The organism is Pseudomonas sp. JL23 (assembly GCF_056933585.1).
Map to the genome: position 1 here is coordinate 5,132,702 of NZ_CM167795.1, position 19,408 is coordinate 5,152,109.

Consider the following 19,408-nt stretch of genomic DNA (forward strand, 5'->3'; position numbering starts at 1 on the left):
TAAAAACAAGACGTATCGGCTCTGACATAACAAGAACAAAGGCACAGAGACGCAGCTAACAGATTTTTTTGGAGTAGACCGTTTTACAGAAGCTCAGGCTTCGCAATCGGACAGAGAACAATAAAACTACCTTCAGGTAGCTCCAGAACCGGTTGGATCACGTCAGTGATGAAAATGGCTCAGCGCTCAAAAAAATACGTTTGCTCTTGATCCCGGATGGGGATCGACCATAACGCTGTGAAGGGCTGGTCGCCAAAAACAACAACAGGCCGCCCTAGAACAATAAAAAGAGCAGGCAAGACACCATTAAAAGGGGAGCTAAGGCTCCCCTTTGTCTTGCCTGGAGTTTGCCTTGTCCGCCTCTACCCGACAGCACGCAAGCCCCGCCGACCCACGGATAAAAGCACAAGGCTACTCTCTCTCCAGCCCCCGGAACGTGTATTGTCACAGCGGCCTTACACGGTTTGTTTGCAGGTACGGCACTTTGGCACTACACCGGTGGTCATAGCCTGCGTTACCTCATCAGCACTTCTTTCCCAAGGGATTTAGTCATGCTCCGTTTCCTGCGCTTCGCTGCTGTTATCGGCGGCCTCTGTCTGAGTGCGTCCGCACTGGCGGTCGACGTCGACCCCGCCAGCTATGGCTACCCTTTGACCAACCCGTTCGAAGCCACCATTGCGACAACACCACCAGACCTGCGTCCAGATCTGCCGGCCGATGAAGACATCGACCAGGCCGACTACAGCCTCAACCTGCACCCAGAACGCGAGTTCATCCTGCCCGACAACTTCTGGGCCGTGAAAAAACTGCGTTATCGCCTGGCCAAGCAGGATCACCCGGCACCGCTGATCTTCCTGATCGCCGGGACCGGCGCTCCGTATACCAGCACCATCAACGAGTTCCTCAAGAAGCTGTACTACAAGGCCGGCTACAACGTCGTACAGCTGTCGTCGCCAACCAGCTACGACTTCATGAGCGCCGCTTCACGCTTCGCCACGCCGGGGGTTTCCAAGGAAGACGCTGAAGACCTCTATCGCGTGATGCAGGCCGTACGTGCCCAGCAGTCCAAACTGCAAGTCACCGACTACTACCTGACCGGGTACAGCCTCGGTGCGCTGGATGCGGCGTTTGTCAGCCAATTGGACGAAACCCGCCGCAGCTTCAATTTCAAGAAGGTCCTGTTGCTCAACCCGCCGGTCAACCTGTACACCTCCATCAGCAACCTGGACAAACTGGTGCAGACCAGCGTCAAGGGCATCAACAACAGCACCACCTTTTATGAACTGGTATTGGCCAAGCTGACCCGTTACTTCCAGCAGAAAGGTTACATCGACCTTAACGACGCCCTGCTGTATGACCTGCAACAGTCCAAGCAGCACCTGACCAACGAACAGATGGCCATGCTGATCGGCACCTCGTTCCGTTTCTCGTCGGCGGACATTGCCTTTACCTCCGACCTGATCAACCGCCGCGGCCTGATCACCCCGCCCAAGCTGGCGATTACTGAAGGCACCAGCCTGGAACCGTACCTGCGCCGCGCGCTGCAGTGCGACTTCGACTGCTACCTGACCGAGCAGGTCATTCCAATGTGGCGCGCCCGCACCGACGGTGGCAGCCTGCTGCAACTGGTCGACCAGGTGAGCCTCTATGGCATCAAGGATTACCTGCACAACAGCCCGAAAATCTCGGTCATGCATAACGCCGACGACGTTATCCTCGGCCCTGGCGACCTGGGCTTTCTACGCAAGACCTTTGGCGATCGCCTGACCGTTTATCCGTATGGCGGCCATTGCGGCAATATCAACTACCGCGTCAACAGCGACGCCATGCTGGAGTTCTTCCGTGGCTAAACGTCTTGTATTACTCGCCGCCCTGCTCTGCGCCGGCGCCGTACATGCGGCTGATGGCAGCAACAACGTGGCTACGCGCCCCGCCACTGTCGAACGGCAGAACGATGCCGACGGCTTTACCGAGCCGTTGAAGTCGCTGAAATTCAACCCAGGCCTGGATCAGCGGGAGTTCGAACGCGCGACCCTCAACGCCCTGGAAGTCTATGACCCGCTGGAATCGTGGAACCGCCGGGTCTACCACTTCAACTATCGCTTCGATGAGTGGGTGTTCCTGCCCGTGGTCGACGGCTACCGCTACGTCACCCCCGGTTTCGTGCGCAGTGGCGTGAGCAACTTCTTCAGCAACCTGGGCGATGTGCCCAACCTGCTCAACAGCCTGTTGCAGTTCAAGGGCCAGCGCTCGCTGGAGACCACCGGCCGCCTGCTGGTCAACACCACCGTCGGCATCGTCGGCCTGTGGGACCCGGCGACCAAAATCGGCCTGCCCAAGCAGAGCGAAGACTTCGGCCAGACCCTGGGCTTCTATGGCGTGCCAGCCGGTCCTTACCTGATCCTGCCGATCCTCGGGCCGTCGAACCTGCGTGATACCGGTGGCCTGGTCTTTGACTTCGCTGCTGAAGCGCAGATCAACTTCCTCAATGTCTCCCAGGTCAGCAGCGACCATCCGGAGCTCTACGTGCTGCGCGCCATCGACCGGCGCTACACCAACAGCTTCCGTTACGGTCAGATGAACTCGCCGTTCGAGTACGAGAAAGTGCGTTACGTCTACACCGAGTCACGCAAACTGCAGATCGCCGAGTAACAGCGCAAAGTAGCAATAACGGCCAGTCGGGTAACCGGGCTGGCCGTTTTTTTGTTTAAAAATCCGGTAACAATCGATTTATTCGATGATTGACTGAGAAAATCATCAACCATCTATCGGAGCAACAGGCATACCATGATCAGCAATTCCATTCGATCAGGAGCACTCCCATGACCCTGCTGCGCAAAGTGTTGTCGATCCAGGCTGGCCAGCCGACCTCGGACGGCGCCGGTGTGCGCCTGACCCGCGTGTTTGGCGGGCCGGGCGTTGAACAGTTCGACCCCTTCCTGATGCTCGACGAGTTCGGTTCGGACAAGCCCGATGACTATATCGCCGGCTTCCCCGCCCACCCGCACCGCGGCTTCGAGACGGTGACCTACATGCTCGAAGGGCGCATGCGCCACGAAGACCATCTGGGTAACGTCGGCCTGCTGCAAGGCGGCGGTGTGCAATGGATGACCGCTGCGCGCGGGATTATCCACAGCGAGATGCCCGAGCAGGAAGAAGGCGTCATGCGCGGCTTCCAGCTATGGCTGAACCTGCCGGGCAAAAACAAACTGGATAAGGCCAGCTATCAGGACATCCAGCCGCAGAACGTACCGCGTATCACCACGCCGGACGGTATCGGTGTCGTCGTCATCGCCGGGACCTTCGATGACGGCCAGGTCCAGCAGCTCGGCGCCGTGCAACGCCCGGACACCGAACCGCTGTACTTCGACCTGCACCTGCCCGCAGGCAGCCGCATCAACCCGCGCCTGCCCAAAGGCCATCGTGCATTGCTGTATGTCTATGAGGGCAGCCTGAACATTGAAGGCCAGGACCAGACCATCAGCGCCAGCCGCATGGTGCGCCTGTCTGAAGAAGGCGAGCTGCATCTGAGCAGCACGCAAGGCGCGCGGGTATTGTTGCTGGCCGGCAAACCATTGGGCGAGCCGATCGTGCAATACGGCCCATTCGTGATGAACAGCCGCGAAGAGATCGAACAGGCGTTGCGGGATTTTCGTGATGATCGGTTGACGGCTTGAGCTGCCAATACAGATTCTGCTTTTAATGGAGTTTTGCAGGAGCGAATGTGCGAATTCATTCGCGAAGAGGCCAGTACACCCGACATATTCGTGTCGCCCAGACTAGAGTCTTCGCGGATGAATCCGCTCCCACAATAGGTTCCGTCACTGCTATTCCAACCGCAAAAACTTCTTCAACTGCTCGCTCTGGGCCATTGCATCGTGGCGGCCCAGTTCGACCAGTTCCCGGCAATACCCCGCCTCGAACAGCAGATAACTCAGCACCCCGGCACCGCTGGTCTTGGTCGCGCCCGGCCCGCGCAGGAAAGTGCGCAGCGCCCGAGGCAGTTCGTGGCGGTGGCGAGCGGCGATTTCGTCGATGGGCTGGCTGGGGGCGATTACCAGCACTTCTACCGGCGCCAGGCCAGGGCGATGGAACTGGCCTTCGGACGGCAGCAACTGGCCGACCAGGTTCATCCGTTCGAGCAGTTCGATATCGCTTTCCAGGCTGTCAATGAAGGTGCTGTTCATCAGGTGTCCACTGATCTGCGCCAGGCTCGGCTGCACGCCGTTCAGCACGCGCTGTACGCCGCTATTGGCCGCCGTGCCCCGTGGGTTGCCGCTGACGCCCACCACCAGCACACGGTTGGCGCCCAGGTGCAGGGCCGGGCTGATCGGCGCCGACTGACGCACCGCGCCATCACCGAAATATTCCTGATCCAGACGCACCGGGGCGAATAGCAAGGGAATCGCCGAGCTGGCCAGCAAATGGTCGACGGTCAATTCGGTGGGCACGCCGATACGCCGATGGCGCAGCCAGGGATCAATGGCGCCCTTACCTTGATAGAAGGTCACCGCCCGGCCCGACTCATAGCCAAAGGCCGTAACCGCTACCGCGCGCAAATGCTGAGCGTTGATGGCTTCCTGGATGCCCTGCATGCGCAGGCGCTCGTTGAGCAGGTCGCGCAGGGGCGAGCTGTCGAGCAGCGCCACCGGCACCTGGGAGCCGAAGCCCATCAGGCTGTTGCCGAAAAAGCGCGTGGCCTGACGCAATACGCCAGTCCAGTCACTGCGCAACACCTGATGGCTGCGGAATGATTGCCAGAAGGCGGTCAGCTCATGAATGGCATTGCTGAAGTGGGCCGCGCCGCTGGCCAGTTTGACCGCGTTGATGGCCCCGGCGGACGTCCCGACAATCACCGGAAACGGATTGGGTGAACCGGGAGGCAGCAGATCACCGATCCCCGCCAGTACCCCGACTTGATACGCGGCGCGAGCCCCGCCTCCAGAAAGAATCAACCCGGTAACGGGTTCTACGGCATTCACAACATCTGACGCTACGGCAGGAGCTGGCATTTATAGATCGGCCTCTATGATCAACCGCGTTTCTTATACAGCTTAGGCGCTCCCGGTGGTCGGCTCTTGAAGCGCCGATGGGCCCACAGATATTGGGACGGACATTGCGTGATGGCAAGTTCAACCCACTGATTGATGCGAATGCAGTCGGCTTCGTCGCTTTCGCCGGGGAAATCCGTCAACGGAGCCTCGATCACCAGTTTGTAACCGCTGCCGTCGGCCAGCCGTTGCTGAGTAAACGGCACCACCACGGCGCGGCCCATCTTGGCGAACTTGCTGGTAGCGGGGACGGTAGCCGCCTGGATGCCGAACAACGGCACGAAAATGCTCTGCTTGGCGCCGTAGTCCTGATCCGGCGCGTACCAGATCGCCCGGCCGGCGCGCAGTTGCTTGACCATGGCGCGAATGTCTTCACGTTCCACGGCAATGGAATCGAGGTTGTGCCGCTCGCGGCCGCGACGCTGGATGTAATCGAACAACGGGTTCTTGTGTTCGCGGTACATGCCGTCGATGGGGTGTTGCTGGCCCAGCAGGGCCGCACCGACTTCCAGGGTGGTGAAGTGCAATGCCATGAGGATCACCCCCTGGCCCTGCTCCTGGGCATGGCGCAGATGCTCCAGGCCTTCGACATGGGCCAGGCGCGCCAGACGCTCACGCGGCCACCACCAGCTCATGGCCATCTCAAAGAATGCAATGCCCGTGGAGGCGAAGTTTTCCTTGAGCAGGCGTTTGCGCTCGGCCTTGGACATATGCGGGAAACACAGTTCCAGATTGCGCGAGGCAATATATTTGCGATCAGTGGCAAAGCGGTACATGACCATGCCGAGAATGCGGCCGATGACCAGCAGTACGCGAAACGGCAGCTGCACGACCAGCCACAGCAGCCCCAGCCCCAGCCAGAGCGGCCAGAAACGCGGGGAAAGAAAACGGGCTTGAAATTGCGGGCGGTCCATTAAGGCTTCCGTCAGAACAAAGGCCGCGCATTCTACATCGGTTCGACCCGGCTTGCGGGTCGCGGGCGTTATCGTTATAAGTCTCGGCACTTTTAGCGACAAGCTGCTGTATGCCGACCATGAGCCAAATCGAATCGCAAGACCAGGATCCCGTCTTTCAATTGAAGGGCAGCATGCTCGCCATCACGGTGCTGGAGCTGGCCCGCAACAACCTCGACGCACTGGATCGCCAACTGGCGGCAAAAGTCGTGCAGGCCCCCAACTTTTTCAGCAACACCCCGCTGGTACTGGCCCTGGACAAGCTCCCGGCCGATGATGGCGCGGTGGACCTGCCCGGCCTGATGCGCGTCTGCCGCCAGCACGGCCTGCGCACGCTGGCCATTCGCGCCAACCGCATCGAAGACATCGCTGCGGCCATCGCCATTGATTTGCCCGTACTTCCGCCATCCGGTGCCCGGGAACGGCCCGTGGACCCGGTGGAAACCGAAGCGTCGAAAAAAATTCCGGAAAAACCACCCGAGCCGGTGATCCGCCCAACCCGCGTGATAACCGCGCCGGTGCGCGGCGGACAGCAGATTTATGCCCAGGGTGGCGACCTCGTGGTGATTGCGGCGGTGAGTCCCGGTGCGGAACTTCTGGCCGATGGCAACATCCATGTTTACGGCCCCATGCGTGGCAGAGCGCTGGCCGGTATCAAAGGTGATACCACGGCGCGGATTTTCTGCCAGCAAATGGTCGCTGAATTGATCTCCATCGCCGGGCAATACAAGGTCTCCGAAGACCTGCGCCGTGATCCGGCCTGGGGCAGCGGAGTCCAGATAAGCCTGACCGGTGACGTGTTGAACATCACCCGGCTTTAACGGATACTTGCCGCCATTTTCAAAGCATCTCTGACTCATCGCGAAACGTGGCAAAGACTGTAGTTAGTTCGGGAAAAGTACTGTTTCACACCCGATATGTGTCGTTGTTCGAATAACGCTGCTTCAATCAGGGATGCTCTTCTGGGACTGATCGTCCTATTCCTCTAGGGGTGAAACACCTTGGCCAAGATTCTCGTGGTTACATCCGGCAAGGGTGGTGTGGGTAAGACCACCACCAGCGCCGCTATCGGCACCGGTCTCGCTCTGCGCGGCCACAAGACAGTTATCGTCGACTTCGACGTCGGCTTGCGTAACCTCGACTTGATCATGGGCTGCGAACGCCGCGTGGTGTATGACTTCGTCAACGTCGTCAACGGCGAAGCCAACCTGCAACAGGCCCTGATCAAGGACAAGAAGATCGAAGGTCTGTACGTGCTGGCCGCCAGCCAGACCCGTGACAAGGACGCGCTGACCAAGGAAGGCGTGGAAAAAGTCCTGATGGAATTGAAGGAAACCTTCGAATTCGTCGTCTGCGATTCCCCGGCCGGTATCGAGACCGGTGCCCATCTGGCGATGTACTTCGCCGATGAAGCCATCGTCGTGACCAACCCGGAAGTGTCGTCGGTGCGTGACTCCGACCGCATGCTGGGTCTGCTGGCGAGCAAGTCGCGCCGCGCCGAGCGCGGTGAAGAGCCGATCAAGGAACACCTGCTGCTGACCCGCTACAACCCGGAGCGCGTCAGCAAGGGCGAAATGCTCGGCGTCGAAGACGTCAAGGAAATCCTGGCCGTCACCCTGCTGGGCGTGATCCCGGAGTCCCAGGCTGTACTCAAAGCGTCCAACCAGGGCGTGCCGGTCATCCTCGACGAACAGAGTGATGCCGGCCAGGCCTACAGCGACGCCGTAGACCGCCTGTTGGGCAAAGACAAAGAACATCGCTTCCTCGATGTCCAGAAGAAAGGATTCTTTGAACGTCTGTTCGGGGGTAATTAATGAATATTTTTGACTTCTTTCGTGCCAACAAAAAGGTAAGTACCGCGTCGGTGGCGAAAGAGCGTCTACAGATCATCGTGGCGCACGAACGCGGCCAGCGCAGCACACCGGACTACCTGCCAGCCTTGCAGAAGGAACTGGTGGAAGTGATCCGCAAGTACGTCAATATCGACAGTGACCAGGTTCAGGTCGCCCTGGAAAACCAGGGTACGGTCTCGATTCTGGAACTCAATATCACCCTGCCAGATCGTTGATCCGGCAGTTGTCCGCGGCGGCATGAGCGGCGTTCCATACGGAGCGCCGTTCATGTCGCCGTCGGCGTTTTAGCGCTTCGAGGCCACATGCCGCTGTCGAACATCCGCATCATTCACCAGGACGCCGCCGTTCTGGTCGTCGATAAACCCACCCTGCTGCTCTCCGTCCCCGGCCGTGCCGATGACAACAAGGATTGCCTGATCACCCGCCTGCAGGAAAACGGCTACCCCGAGGCCCGTATCGTCCATCGTCTGGACTGGGAAACCTCAGGAATCATTTTGCTCGCCCGTGATCCTGACACTCATCGCGAGCTGTCCCGGCAGTTTCACGACCGCGAAACCGAAAAAGCCTACACAGCCCTGTGCTGGGGCCAACCGCAGCTGGACAGCGGTAGCATCGACCTGCCCCTGCGCTACGACCCGCCGACCAAACCGCGCCATGTGGTGGATCACGAATTCGGCAAGCATGCCCTGACCTTCTGGAAAGTGCTGGAGCGTTATGAAAAGCACTGCCGGGTCGAGCTGACGCCGATTACCGGACGTTCGCACCAGTTGCGCGTGCATATGCTGTCTATCGGCCACCCACTGCTCGGTGACGGCCTGTACGGCCACCCCGATGCCCTCGCCGCCTACCCGCGCCTGTGCCTGCATGCCAGCATGCTGAGCTTTACCCATCCGCAGACCGGTGAGCGTTTGCGCTTTGAGTGCCCGGCACCGTTCTGAAGCTGCCGCTTACTTGTGGGAGCTGGCTTGCTGGCGATCGAGTGCGAAGCGCTCGCAATGGCGTCGGTGAACTCACTGACGTCATCGCCAGCAAGCCGGCTCCCACAAGTTCAGAGATTGCAGAGTGTTTGATTGAGGGCTAAATGGCGGGCACCGTTCTCCTTATCAGCGCTGGGAAATACGGTAAACTCGCGCCATTGCTGTCTGGAGTAACTTATGCGCGAAGAGCTTAACCAGGGCCTGATCGACTTCCTCAAGGCCTCTCCCACCCCCTTTCATGCGACCGCCACCCTGGTCCAGCACCTGGAGGCCGCGGGCTTCCAGCGTCTGGACGAGCGTGAAACCTGGTCCACCGAGACCGGCGGCCGCTACTACATCACCCGTAACGACTCGTCGCTGATCGCCCTGCGTCTGGGCCGCCAGTCTCCACTGGTCGGCGGTATCCGCATGGTCGGCGCCCACACCGATAGCCCATGCCTGCGGGTCAAGCCGCAGCCTGAGCTGCAACGCCAAGGCTTCTGGCAACTGGGCGTCGAAGTCTACGGTGGCGCATTGCTGGCGCCGTGGTTCGACCGCGATCTGTCCCTGGCCGGGCGCGTGACCTTCCGTCGCGACGGCAAGGTCGAAAGCCAGTTGATCGACTTCAAGCTGCCGATTGCAGTGATCCCCAACCTAGCTATCCACCTGAACCGCACCGCCAACGAAGGCTGGCCGATCAATGCGCAGAACGAACTGCCACCGATCCTCGCCCAGGTCGCCGGTGACGAGCGCGCCGACTTCCGCGCCCTGCTGACCGAGCAACTGGCTCGCGAACACGGCCTGAACGCCGACGTGGTGCTGGATTACGAACTGAGTTTCTACGATACCCAACGCGCTGCCGTTGTCGGCCTCAATGGCGACTTCATTGCCGGTGCGCGCCTGGACAACCTGCTGTCCTGCTACGCCGGTTTGCAGGCATTGCTCACCAGCGATACATCGGAAACCTGCCTGCTGGTCTGCACCGACCATGAAGAAGTAGGTTCCTCGTCGACCTGTGGCGCTGACGGCCCAATGCTCGAGCAGACCCTGCAACGCCTGCTGCCGGGGGACGACTATGTCCGCGCCATCCAGCGGTCGCTGCTGATTTCCGCCGACAACGCCCACGGCGTGCACCCCAACTACGCCGACAAGCACGACGCCAACCACGGCCCGAAACTCAATGCCGGCCCGGTGATCAAGGTCAACAGCAACCAGCGCTACGCCACCAACAGCGAAACCGCCGGGTTCTTCCGCCATCTGTGCATGGCCGAAGAAGTCCCGGTGCAGAGCTTCGTGGTGCGCAGCGACATGGCCTGCGGCTCGACCATCGGTCCGATCACCGCCAGCCACCTGGGCGTGCGCACCGTGGATATCGGCCTGCCGACCTTCGCCATGCACTCGATCCGCGAACTGGCGGGCAGCCATGACCTGAGCCATCTGGTCAAGGTGTTGACGGCGTTCTACGCCAGTCACGAGTTGCCGTAACAACACTTGAACCAATCACAGGATTTTCTGTAGGAGCGGCTTTAGCCGCGAGAGCGCCCTCCCGGCTAAAGCCGGTCCTACAGCCCTGTGTTTGCGGTCTAGACTGAACCTATCCAGTCCACCCAGGCCACTCCCATGGACGCCTTCCATTCCATGCTGATACCCATCGTATTCGGCATGTTGCTGCTGTGTGTCGGCTTCAGCTATCAGGAGCGTGGTAGCGGAGTGTTCATGATCTGGATCGGCATGTTTTTCATCATCGGCACCATCGGCTTCAAGATCATCGAAAAGCTCGCCTGACGCCCACGTCGCTCGTACACTCCTTGCATTGTCATGCCTGAAAATGCCGATCCGAGGTTCACTGGTGATTGCCCGCCTGCTTACCCTGCCCCGCCTGCTTTTCCTTTGCCTGCTGATTCTCGCGCCAATGAGCGCCGCCCACGCGGTGACCTTGCCTGCCGCCCTGGGGGGTTCGGCGAAGGCCCAACCACAGGCGCAGGAGCCGCTGGCCCAGTCTCTGGATGAAGTCATCACCCGCCTGGAAAATGATCAACAGCGGGCGCAGTTGCTCACTGAGCTCAAGACCCTGCGCGATGCCAACAAAAAGGCCCAGGCCACGGCCGACGACGGGGTGCTGGGCCTGATCAGCGGTACCCTGCGCAGTTTCGAGAAGAAGTTGACGGGCGACGACAGCCCGATCAATCGCTGGGACAACGAACTGGCCCTGGCTCAGGATGAGTTAATGGCGCTGATGCTGCCTGCCCGGCAATGGCTGCCGATCATCTTTGCCTTCGCGTTGGTGCTACTGGTCTGGAGTCTTCTGGCGGCGGCGCTGATCTGGCTGGCTCACTGGGTACGCATGCGCTTCAACCTGTCGGAAAAACTGCCGCAACATCCACGCACCCTGGACCTGCTGCGCTTTGCCCTGAGCAAGCTGGGGCCATGGCTGATTGCCCTGATCATTACCGTCTACTTGAGCTACTCCCTGCCCCACTCTCTGGGCAAGGACCTGGCCATGGTGCTGGCCTATGCGTTGATGGTCGGCACGCTGTTTTCCGCGATCTGCGTCATTGCCTTTTCCATTCTCGACGGCCCGCACCGCCACCGCGCTCTGGATATCCTTCGGCACCGGGCCTTCCGCCCGCTGTGGCTGATCGGCAGCTTCGCCGCCTTTGGTGAAGCGCTCAATGATCCGCGCCTGATCAGCAGCCTCGGCCCGCACCTGGCCCATATGGCCGCAACCTGCACCAACGTCGTCGCTGCGCTGTGCAGCGGCTGGTTCATCCTGCATTTCCGCCGCCCCATCGCCCACCTGATCCGCAACCAGCCGCTGTCCCGGCGCCTGACCCGCCGCGCACTGACCGAAACCCTGGATATCCTCGGCAGCTTCTGGTTCGTCCCGGCCCTGCTGCTGGTCACGGTCTCGTTGTTCTCTACGTTCTTTGCTGCCGGCGATACCAGCACCGCCCTGCGCCAGGCGCTGTTCAGCACGGTGCTGCTGGTGGTGTGCATGGTGGTCAACGGCCTGGTGCGACGCCGTGCCCTGAAGGAGCCCCATGGCCACCGTCGCCATGCCCTGTATTCCGACCGCCTGCGCAACTTCTTCTACACCCTGGCGCACATTGCCATCTGGTTGGTGTTTATCGAACTGGGCCTGCGGGTCTGGGGGCTGTCGCTGATTCGCTTCGCTGAAGGCGATGGTCGCGATATCAGCGTCAAACTGGTCAGCCTGTGCGCGACCCTGCTGTTCGCCTGGCTGCTGTGGATCGTCGCCGACACCGCCGTGCAGCTGGCTCTGACCCGTTCGCGCAAGGGCCTGGCCAATACCCGCGCCCAAACCATGATGCCGCTGATCCGCAACGTGCTGTTCTTCGCCATTTTTGTCATCGCCATTATCGTCGCCCTGGCAAACATGGGCATGAACGTCACGCCGTTGCTGGCCGGTGCCGGTGTCATCGGCCTGGCCATCGGTTTCGGCGCGCAATCCCTGGTAGCGGATCTGATCACCGGGCTGTTCATCATTATCGAAGACTCCCTGGCCATCGATGACTACGTCGACGTCGGCGGCCACCTCGGCACTGTAGAAGGCCTGACCATCCGTACCGTGCGTCTGCGCGATATCGACGGCATCGTCCACACCATCCCGTTCAGCGAGATCAAGAGCATCCAGAACTACTCCCGGGAGTTCGGCTACGCGATTTTCCGCATCGCCATCCCGTTCAATATGAGCATCGATGACGCGTTGAAAGTGGTACGCGAGGTCGGCCAGAAAATGCGCACCGATCCGTTGCAGCGCCGGAACATCTGGTCGCCGCTGGAGATTCAGGGTGTAGAGAGTTTCGAATCGGGCAATGCCATCCTGCGCGCCCGCTTCAAGACCGCGCCGATCAAGCAGTGGGAGGTGTCACGGGCCTTCAACCTGTCGCTCAAGCGCCATCTGGACGAGGCCGGACTGGATCTGGCCACACCGCGCTTGAGTGTGCAGGTGATGACAGCGGGCGGCGCGCTGAAGGCCGAGCAGCCCGTGCAAGGTTAAATGTCTTCGACCACGGCACTGACGTGTATCGCGTCGTGACGCCAGTACTCCAGGTCGCAGTCGATCAGGCGACCCTGCTGGTCATAGTTGACCCGGGCAATGCGCAGGCCCGGGCTGCCCAACGACACCTTCAACGCCGCCGAGGCCTCGGCATGCAGCGCCGTTGGCACCATTTCGAAACGCACCTTGCCATAGCGCAACTGATACTGACTGGCGTACAGCTCAGTCAGGGACTGAGTGAGATCGAACTCAAGGATGCCGGGAAAAAACTCGGGCTTGAGATAGTGCTCCACGTACAACACCAGACGCTGATCAATGCGTCGCGCCCGGCAGATCTGGATCACACTGGACAGCGCCGGCAATTGCAGCAGCTCGCAAATACTCGCTGACGCCGGTTGCAGGCGCGCACTGATGACCTGGGTCTCGGCCACCCGCCCCTGGGCCGTGACCATGGCATGGAAGTGGCTGCGGCGGATCAGGTCATAGGCCAGGCGTGGCGGCGAAATGAACCAGCCACGGCGCTCCTCGCGATAAATCAGCCCCAGGGCCTCCAATTGCACCAACGCTTCACGCAAGGTAATGCGCGTGGTATCGAATACTTCACTGAGCTTGCGTTCGGCAGGCAACTTACTGCCCGGCGGCAGCAGGCCATGTTCAATCTGTTCTTGCAGAGCGTTGCAGATGATCGTCACCGCTCGTGGCACATCTTCGCGCATCAGGTTACCTATCTGGACTAGACCAGCGCCATTACAGGGCAGTGCCCGCACCTGGTGCACCGATTTCTGGTGCGTTCCAGCCTAGGCAGTGCAGATGACTGTTCTGTGACAAAGCGCTTCATAAAGCATGCCAATCATCGCCTGAACAGTGCTGCAGCCTCATAAAACCGAGTGTTTACGGGTGGTCTACGCTTATGCGGCAGCCTGAGAAAAAGACGCTCAATGGGCCACTAAAAGCAGCCTTCGACATGAAAGTGTCATCGAAAGAGCCTAACTTGGCTCAGGTATTGCTGATCTAGACCAACCACCCCGCAACGACCACTTCTAGAACAACACCGCTGAAGTGCATAAGGAGCATCGAATGAAACATGTTTTGTTGGCATCACTCCTGGGTTCCGCCATTGCCATGAGCACAGCCGCCATGGCCGCAGACACCGACCTCAAGGCACTGGAAGCAGCCGCCAAGACTGAAGGCGCGGTCAATAGCGTGGGTATGCCCGATGACTGGGCAAACTGGAAAGACACCTGGTCCGATCTGAAAACCAAATACGGCCTGACCCACATGGACACCGACATGAGCTCGGCCCAGGAAGTGGCCAAGTTCGATGCCGAAAAAGACAACGCCAGCGCCGACATCGGTGACGTGGGTGCGGCCTTTGGCCCCATCGCCGTGACCAAGGGTGTTACCCAACCCTACAAGCCAAGCACCTGGAGCCAGGTTCCGGACTGGGCCAAAGACAAAGACGGTCACTGGGCACTGGCCTACACCGGCACCATCGCTTTCATCGTCAACAAGAAACTGCTACACGGCTCGGCCATTCCGACCAAGTGGTCTGACCTGAAAACCGGTAAGTACAAGGTTGCCATCGGTGACGTGAGCACTGCAGCACAAGCGGCTAACGGTGTACTGGCTGCCGCCATCGCCAACAAAGGCAGCGAAAGCAATATCGAACCAGGCCTGCAACTGTTCACTGAACTGGCCAAGCAGAAGCGTATTTCCCTGGCTAACCCGACCATCCAGACCATGGAAAAGGGTGAAGTGGAAGTGGGCGTGGTCTGGGACTTCAACGGCCTGAGCTACAAGGCCAAGATGGCCAACCCGGATGACTACGTGGTCCTGATCCCGTCCGACGGTTCGGTGATCTCGGGCTACACCACCATCATCAACAAATACGCCAAGCACCCTAACGCTGCCAAATGGGCTCGTGAGTACATCTTCAGCGACGCTGGCCAGATCAACCTGGCCAAAGGCAACGCGCGTCCGATCCGTGCCGATCACCTGACCCTGCCAGCCGACGTACAGGCCAAGCTGCTGCCGAACGAGCAGTACAAAGGCGTCACCCCGATCAAAGACCCAGCCGCGTGGGAAAAAACCTCGAAAGCCCTGCCTCAGAAGTGGAACGAGCAAGTCATCATCGAGATGAATTGATCCCGTTTTCAGGTCTTCAGGGATGAAGACAAAAAAGGGCGAGCCAGCATTAGCTGCCTCGCCCCTTTTAGGTAAAAACCGCAGCAAACCTTGCCGGAGCACCTGCTCATGAAACACAACGTCATCCTGATCGTGCTCGACGGCCTGAACTATCAGGTGGCGCAGCATGCGATGGGGCACTTGCAGGCCTACGCCAACGCCGGCCGCGCCGCGCTGTACAAGCTGGAATGCGAGCTGCCCGCCCTGTCGCGGCCTTTGTACGAATGCATCATGACCGGCGTTGCGCCCATCGACAGCGGCATCGTGCACAACAATGTTTCGCGCCTGTCCAACCAGCGCAGCATCTTCCATTACGCCCGCGACGCCGGGCTGAGTACCGCCGCAGCGGCCTATCACTGGGTCAGCGAGCTGTATAACCGCACGCCGTTTCTGGCGGCCCGGGACCGCCACACCAACGATGCCGACCTGCCAATCCAGCATGGCCTGTTCTATTGGGTCGACCATTACCCGGATTCGCACCTGTTCGCCGATGCCGAGAGCCTGCGCCTGGCCCACGCACCGAACTTCCTACTGATCCACCCCATGAATATCGACGACGCCGGGCACAAGCACGGTCTCGACACCGCGCAATACCGCAATAGCGCGCGCAGCGCCGACATTATCCTGGCCGACTACCTGCAAGGCTGGCTCGACGCCGGTTATCAGGTGCTGGTGACTGCGGACCACGGCATGAACAACGACCGCTCCCATAACGGCCTGTTGCCCGAAGAGCGCGAAGTGCCGCTGTTCGTGCTGGGCGATGCTTTCAGCCTCAACCCCGATGCCCAGCCATTGCAGACCGAGCTATGCGGCACGGTCTGCGAATTGCTGGGCGTTGCCCACGACAAACCGGTCTGCCGGGAGATGCTCAAGTGAAAACATTCACCCGAGGCAAATGGCTGGCGATCCTGTGCCTGGTGCCCTTTGCCCTGTTCTTTATCGTGTTCCAGATCGCCCCGCTGGCCTGGGTGGCGATCAACAGCCTGTACTCGGAAGACAGCGGCTGGGGCATCAGCAACTTCGTCCGCGCCTTCGACTCGCGCTTCTATCGCCAGGCCATGCAATACAGCCTGGAGATCAGTTTCTGGTCGAGCCTGTTCGGCATTCTCATTGCGATCCTCGGTGCCTATTCGTTGCGCAAGGTCGATTCGCGGCTGCGCGACTTCGTCAACGCTTTTGCCAACATGACCAGTAACTTCTCCGGGGTGCCACTGGCCTTCGCCTTCATCATCCTGTTGGGTTTCAACGGCTGCATCACGCTGATCCTCAAACAAAGCGGGATCATCGAAGACTTCAACCTGTACTCCAAGACCGGCCTGATCATTCTCTACACCTACTTCCAGATCCCCCTGGGCGTGCTGCTGCTCTACCCGGCCTTCGACGCCCTGCGTGAAGACTGGCGTGAGTCGGCGTCCCTGCTCGGTGCCAGCAGCTTTGATTTCTGGCGGCATATCGGCCTGCCGGTGCTGACTCCGGCGCTGCTCGGCACCTTCGTCATCCTGCTGGCCAACGCCCTGGGCGCCTACGCCACGGTGTATGCACTGACCACTGGCAACTTCAACGTGTTGCCGATCCGAATCGCTGCGATGGTTGCCGGCGATATCACCCTGGACCCGAACATGGCCAGTGCGCTGGCCATGATTCTGGTGGGGTTGATGACGCTGGTGACCATCGTCCATCAGTGGCTGCTCAAGAGGAGCTACCATGTCTCGCGCTGAACGCAGTCCCGTCGGGCTCTACCACCGTTTCGTGGTCTATGCCCTGTTCCTGATCCTGCTGCTGCCCCTGGCCGGTACGCTGCTGTATTCCTTCGCCAGCAGTTGGGGCGCAACCATTTTGCCCAGCGGCCTGACCTTCAAGTGGTACATCGCCCTGTGGAGCGACCCGCGCTTTCTCATGGCGTTCGGCCAGTCGCTGTTGGTGTGCGTCAGTGCGCTGATCCTTTCCGTGGTGCTGATCCTGCCGCTGCTGTTCGTGGTGCATTACCACTTCCCGCGCCTGGATGCGCTGATGAACATCCTCATCCTGCTGCCCTTCGCGGTGCCACCCGTGGTGTCCTCGGTGGGCTTATTGCAGCTCTACGGCTCGGGGCCGCTGGCCATGGTCGGCACGCCATGGATTCTGATCGGCTGCTACTTCACCGTAGCCCTGCCGTTCATGTACCGCGCCATTACCAACAACCTGCAGGCGATCAACCTGCGCGACCTGATGGACGCCTCGCAGCTGCTCGGCGCCAGCACCTGGCAGGCCGCCGTGCTGGTGGTACTGCCCAATCTGCGCAAGGGTTTGATGGTGGCCTTGCTGCTGTCGTTCTCCTTCCTGTTCGGCGAGTTCGTCTTCGCCAACCTGCTGGTCGGCACGCGTTACGAAACCCTGCAGGTCTATCTGAACAACATGCGTAACAGCAGCGGTCACTTCAACAGTGCGCTGGTGATTTCCTACTTCCTCTTCGTGCTGGTGCTGACCTGGGCTGCCAATCGACTGAACAAGGACAAAGACTGAGATGAGTTACGTCAGCGTTGAAAACCTGCAAAAGAGCTACGCCAGCACGGCTGTGTTCAGCGATATCAACTGCACCATCAGCCGGGGCGAATTCGTCACCCTGCTCGGCCCGTCCGGCTGCGGCAAGTCCACCCTGCTGCGCTGCATCGCCGGCCTGACGTCGGTCAACAGCGGCAAGATCATCCTCGACGGCCAGGACATCGTTCCCCTGAGCCCGCAGAAGCGCAATATCGGCATGGTGTTCCAGAGCTACGCGCTGTTCCCCAACATGACCGTGGAGCAGAACGTCGCCTTCGGTCTGCGCATGCAGAAGATCAACAGCGACGACACCCACAAGCGCGTAGCCGAGGCGCTGAAGATGGTCGAACTGACCGACTTTTCCAGCCGCTATCCGCACCAGATGTCCGGCGGCCAGTGCCAACGCGTGGCCCTGGCCCGCTCTCTGGTCACCCGCCCGCGCCTGCTGCTGCTCGATGAGCCGCTGTCGGCCCTCGACGCACGGATTCGCAAACACCTGCGCGAACAGATCCGCGCCATCCAGCGCGAACTGGGCCTGACCACCATTTTCGTGACCCACGATCAGGAAGAGGCGCTGACCATGTCGGACCGCATCTTCCTGATGAATCAGGGCCGCATCGTCCAGAGCGGCGACGCCGAAACCCTCTACACCGCACCGGTGGACGCCTTCGCCGCCGGTTTCATCGGCAACTACAATCTGCTCGAAGCCGACGACGCCAGCCGCCTGCTGCAACGGCCAATCAACAGCCGCGTGGCCATCCGCCCGGAAGCCATTCAGTTGAGCCTGACCGGCAGCCTGGAAGGCGAAGTACGCAGCCACAGCCTGTTGGGCAACGTTATTCGCTACCGCGTCGAAGCCCGTGGCGTGGAAGTAGTGGTCGACGTACTCAACCGCAGCGCGGATGATCTGCACCCGGATGGGCGGCGAGTGACGCTTAATATTGAGCCCTCCGCCCTCTGTGTAGTGGCTTAAGAGTTATATATGCGGGCAGCTACGAGCTTCAAGCTACAAGCTGCAAGAGAACAGCGCGTCGATCTTGAGGGCTGCCGCAGCTTGAAGCTTGTAGCCGCCCGCGAACCACCGATCCAACAGACTAGGATTTAGAAGGAAGCGCGCAATGGCACTGGCAATTTTTGACCTGGACGAAACCCTCATCGGTGGCGACTGCGCCACCCTGTGGGCCGAACAGATGGGACGCCTGGGCTGGGTCGATCCCGCGTCATTCATGCAGCGCAACAACGAGCTGATGGACGCCTACAGCAAAGGCGAACTGGCGATGGAGGACTACATGACCTTCGCCCTGGAGCCCATGGCCGGGCGCACGCCGGAAGAGATCGATCATCTGGTCGAGCCCTGGGTCGAGGACTTCATCGAACCGATCATCTACAGCGAAGCGTGCACCTGCATCGCCAAACACCGCGCCAATGGCGACCGTATCCTGGTGATCTCGGCGTCGGGCGTGCATCTGGTCCAGGCCATCGCCGCACGCATCGGCGTCGACGAAGTGCTGGCCATCGACCTGCAAGTGATCAATGGCGTCTACAGCGGCGCCACCGAAGGCGTGCTGACCTACCGCGACGGCAAGGTGACCCGCCTGATGGAGTGGCTGGACAAGGAAGGGGAAAATCTCGAAGGCGCGTTTTTCTATTCCGACTCGCGCAACGACCTGCCGCTGTTGCTCAAGGTCGATCACCCGCAAGTGGTCAATCCGGATCCGGTGCTGCGCGAACACGCAGAAAAGAACGGCTGGCCGGTGCATAGCTGGAAATAAACCCCCGGCTAAACGCCGATGTGGGACCGGCTTTAGCCGGGAAGGCATAGGTATGACCGACACATCTCTATCGTCTGTCACATTGTCTTCCCGGCTAA

19 protein-coding genes are annotated in these 19,408 nt (G+C 60.2%); 16 read left to right on the forward strand and 3 right to left on the reverse strand.

Annotation, left to right across the window (positions count from 1 at the left end; genetic code table 11):
- Window positions 1-551 precede the first annotated feature (551 nt).
- The 3 genes from AC1Z24_RS23625 (at window position 552) to AC1Z24_RS23635 (ending at window position 3,677) form a co-directional block, all read left to right on the forward strand.
- The gene (locus AC1Z24_RS23625; RefSeq protein WP_483742940.1) at window positions 552-1,850 is read left to right on the forward strand and encodes a serine/threonine protein kinase; all 1,299 of its coding nucleotides are present in this window, start codon (window positions 552-554) and stop codon (window positions 1,848-1,850) included.
- The gene (locus AC1Z24_RS23630) at window positions 1,843-2,652 is read left to right on the forward strand and encodes an MlaA family lipoprotein (protein WP_483742941.1); all 810 of its coding nucleotides are present in this window, start codon (window positions 1,843-1,845) and stop codon (window positions 2,650-2,652) included. The genes AC1Z24_RS23625 and AC1Z24_RS23630 overlap by 8 nt, the downstream gene beginning before the upstream one ends.
- A 170-nt stretch (window positions 2,653-2,822) precedes the next feature.
- A complete protein-coding gene (locus AC1Z24_RS23635; RefSeq protein ID WP_483742942.1) occupies window positions 2,823-3,677 on the forward strand; it encodes a pirin family protein in 855 nt (284 codons plus the stop codon).
- A gap of 150 nt (window positions 3,678-3,827) precedes the next feature.
- Here the strand turns inward: AC1Z24_RS23635 and AC1Z24_RS23640 are convergent, their stop codons facing one another.
- On the reverse strand, window positions 3,828-5,012 hold the full coding sequence (locus AC1Z24_RS23640) for a patatin-like phospholipase family protein (protein ID WP_483742943.1): 1,185 nt from the start codon (window positions 5,010-5,012) through the stop codon (window positions 3,828-3,830).
- Between the two features lie 20 nt (window positions 5,013-5,032).
- Window positions 5,033-5,965 (reverse strand): lipid A biosynthesis lauroyl acyltransferase, encoded by a 933-nt coding sequence (locus AC1Z24_RS23645; protein ID WP_483742944.1) that lies wholly within the window; start codon window positions 5,963-5,965, stop codon window positions 5,033-5,035.
- Window positions 5,966-6,084: 119 nt separating this feature from the next.
- On the opposite strand from AC1Z24_RS23645, the gene minC reads away from it, so the two are divergent.
- The 7 genes from minC (at window position 6,085) to AC1Z24_RS23680 (ending at window position 12,834) form a co-directional block, all read left to right on the forward strand.
- A complete protein-coding gene (minC, locus tag AC1Z24_RS23650; RefSeq protein ID WP_483742945.1) occupies window positions 6,085-6,825 on the forward strand; it encodes a septum site-determining protein MinC in 741 nt (246 codons plus the stop codon).
- 180 nt (window positions 6,826-7,005) lie between these two features.
- A complete protein-coding gene (minD, locus tag AC1Z24_RS23655) occupies window positions 7,006-7,818 on the forward strand; it encodes a septum site-determining protein MinD (RefSeq protein WP_259102575.1) in 813 nt (270 codons plus the stop codon).
- Complete coding sequence (minE, locus tag AC1Z24_RS23660; protein WP_259102577.1) at window positions 7,818-8,072, forward strand: cell division topological specificity factor MinE; 255 nt, start codon at window positions 7,818-7,820, stop codon at window positions 8,070-8,072. Before minD ends, minE begins: the two co-directional genes overlap by 1 nt.
- Window positions 8,073-8,159: 87 nt before the next feature.
- Complete coding sequence (locus tag AC1Z24_RS23665; protein ID WP_483742946.1) at window positions 8,160-8,795, forward strand: RluA family pseudouridine synthase; 636 nt, start codon at window positions 8,160-8,162, stop codon at window positions 8,793-8,795.
- A gap of 216 nt (window positions 8,796-9,011) precedes the next feature.
- Window positions 9,012-10,298, forward strand: coding sequence for a M18 family aminopeptidase (locus AC1Z24_RS23670; protein WP_483742947.1), 1,287 nt, complete (start codon window positions 9,012-9,014; stop codon window positions 10,296-10,298).
- A gap of 135 nt (window positions 10,299-10,433) precedes the next feature.
- Window positions 10,434-10,598: a hypothetical protein gene (locus AC1Z24_RS23675; protein WP_259102581.1), complete on the forward strand. Its 165-nt coding sequence runs from the start codon at window positions 10,434-10,436 to the stop codon at window positions 10,596-10,598.
- A gap of 64 nt (window positions 10,599-10,662) precedes the next feature.
- Entirely contained in the window at window positions 10,663-12,834 is a 2,172-nt protein-coding gene (locus AC1Z24_RS23680) for a mechanosensitive ion channel family protein (RefSeq protein WP_483746699.1), read from the forward strand.
- Here the strand turns inward: AC1Z24_RS23680 and AC1Z24_RS23685 are convergent.
- Window positions 12,831-13,550, reverse strand: a complete 720-nt coding sequence (locus AC1Z24_RS23685) for a UTRA domain-containing protein (RefSeq protein ID WP_259102583.1) — start codon at window positions 13,548-13,550, stop codon at window positions 12,831-12,833. The two genes, AC1Z24_RS23680 and AC1Z24_RS23685, sit on opposite strands and share 4 nt — an antisense overlap.
- A 361-nt stretch (window positions 13,551-13,911) precedes the next feature.
- On the opposite strand from AC1Z24_RS23685, the gene AC1Z24_RS23690 reads away from it, so the two are divergent.
- From AC1Z24_RS23690 to AC1Z24_RS23715, 6 genes are all read left to right on the forward strand, one after another.
- On the forward strand, window positions 13,912-14,979 hold the full coding sequence (locus AC1Z24_RS23690; protein WP_483742948.1) for an ABC transporter substrate-binding protein: 1,068 nt from the start codon (window positions 13,912-13,914) through the stop codon (window positions 14,977-14,979).
- A gap of 108 nt (window positions 14,980-15,087) precedes the next feature.
- Window positions 15,088-15,894, forward strand: a complete 807-nt coding sequence (locus AC1Z24_RS23695) for an alkaline phosphatase family protein (protein ID WP_483742949.1) — start codon at window positions 15,088-15,090, stop codon at window positions 15,892-15,894.
- On the forward strand, window positions 15,891-16,736 hold the full coding sequence (locus tag AC1Z24_RS23700) for an ABC transporter permease (protein ID WP_259102591.1): 846 nt from the start codon (window positions 15,891-15,893) through the stop codon (window positions 16,734-16,736). Before AC1Z24_RS23695 ends, AC1Z24_RS23700 begins: the two co-directional genes overlap by 4 nt.
- On the forward strand, window positions 16,723-17,520 hold the full coding sequence (locus tag AC1Z24_RS23705; RefSeq protein ID WP_259102592.1) for an ABC transporter permease: 798 nt from the start codon (window positions 16,723-16,725) through the stop codon (window positions 17,518-17,520). The genes AC1Z24_RS23700 and AC1Z24_RS23705 overlap by 14 nt, the downstream gene beginning before the upstream one ends.
- Window position 17,521: 1 nt before the next feature.
- Entirely contained in the window at window positions 17,522-18,511 is a 990-nt protein-coding gene (locus AC1Z24_RS23710) for an ABC transporter ATP-binding protein (RefSeq protein WP_483742950.1), read from the forward strand.
- A 145-nt stretch (window positions 18,512-18,656) separates the two neighbouring features.
- Entirely contained in the window at window positions 18,657-19,310 is a 654-nt protein-coding gene (locus AC1Z24_RS23715) for an HAD family hydrolase (protein ID WP_483742951.1), read from the forward strand.
- Window positions 19,311-19,408: the final 98 nt, after the last annotated feature.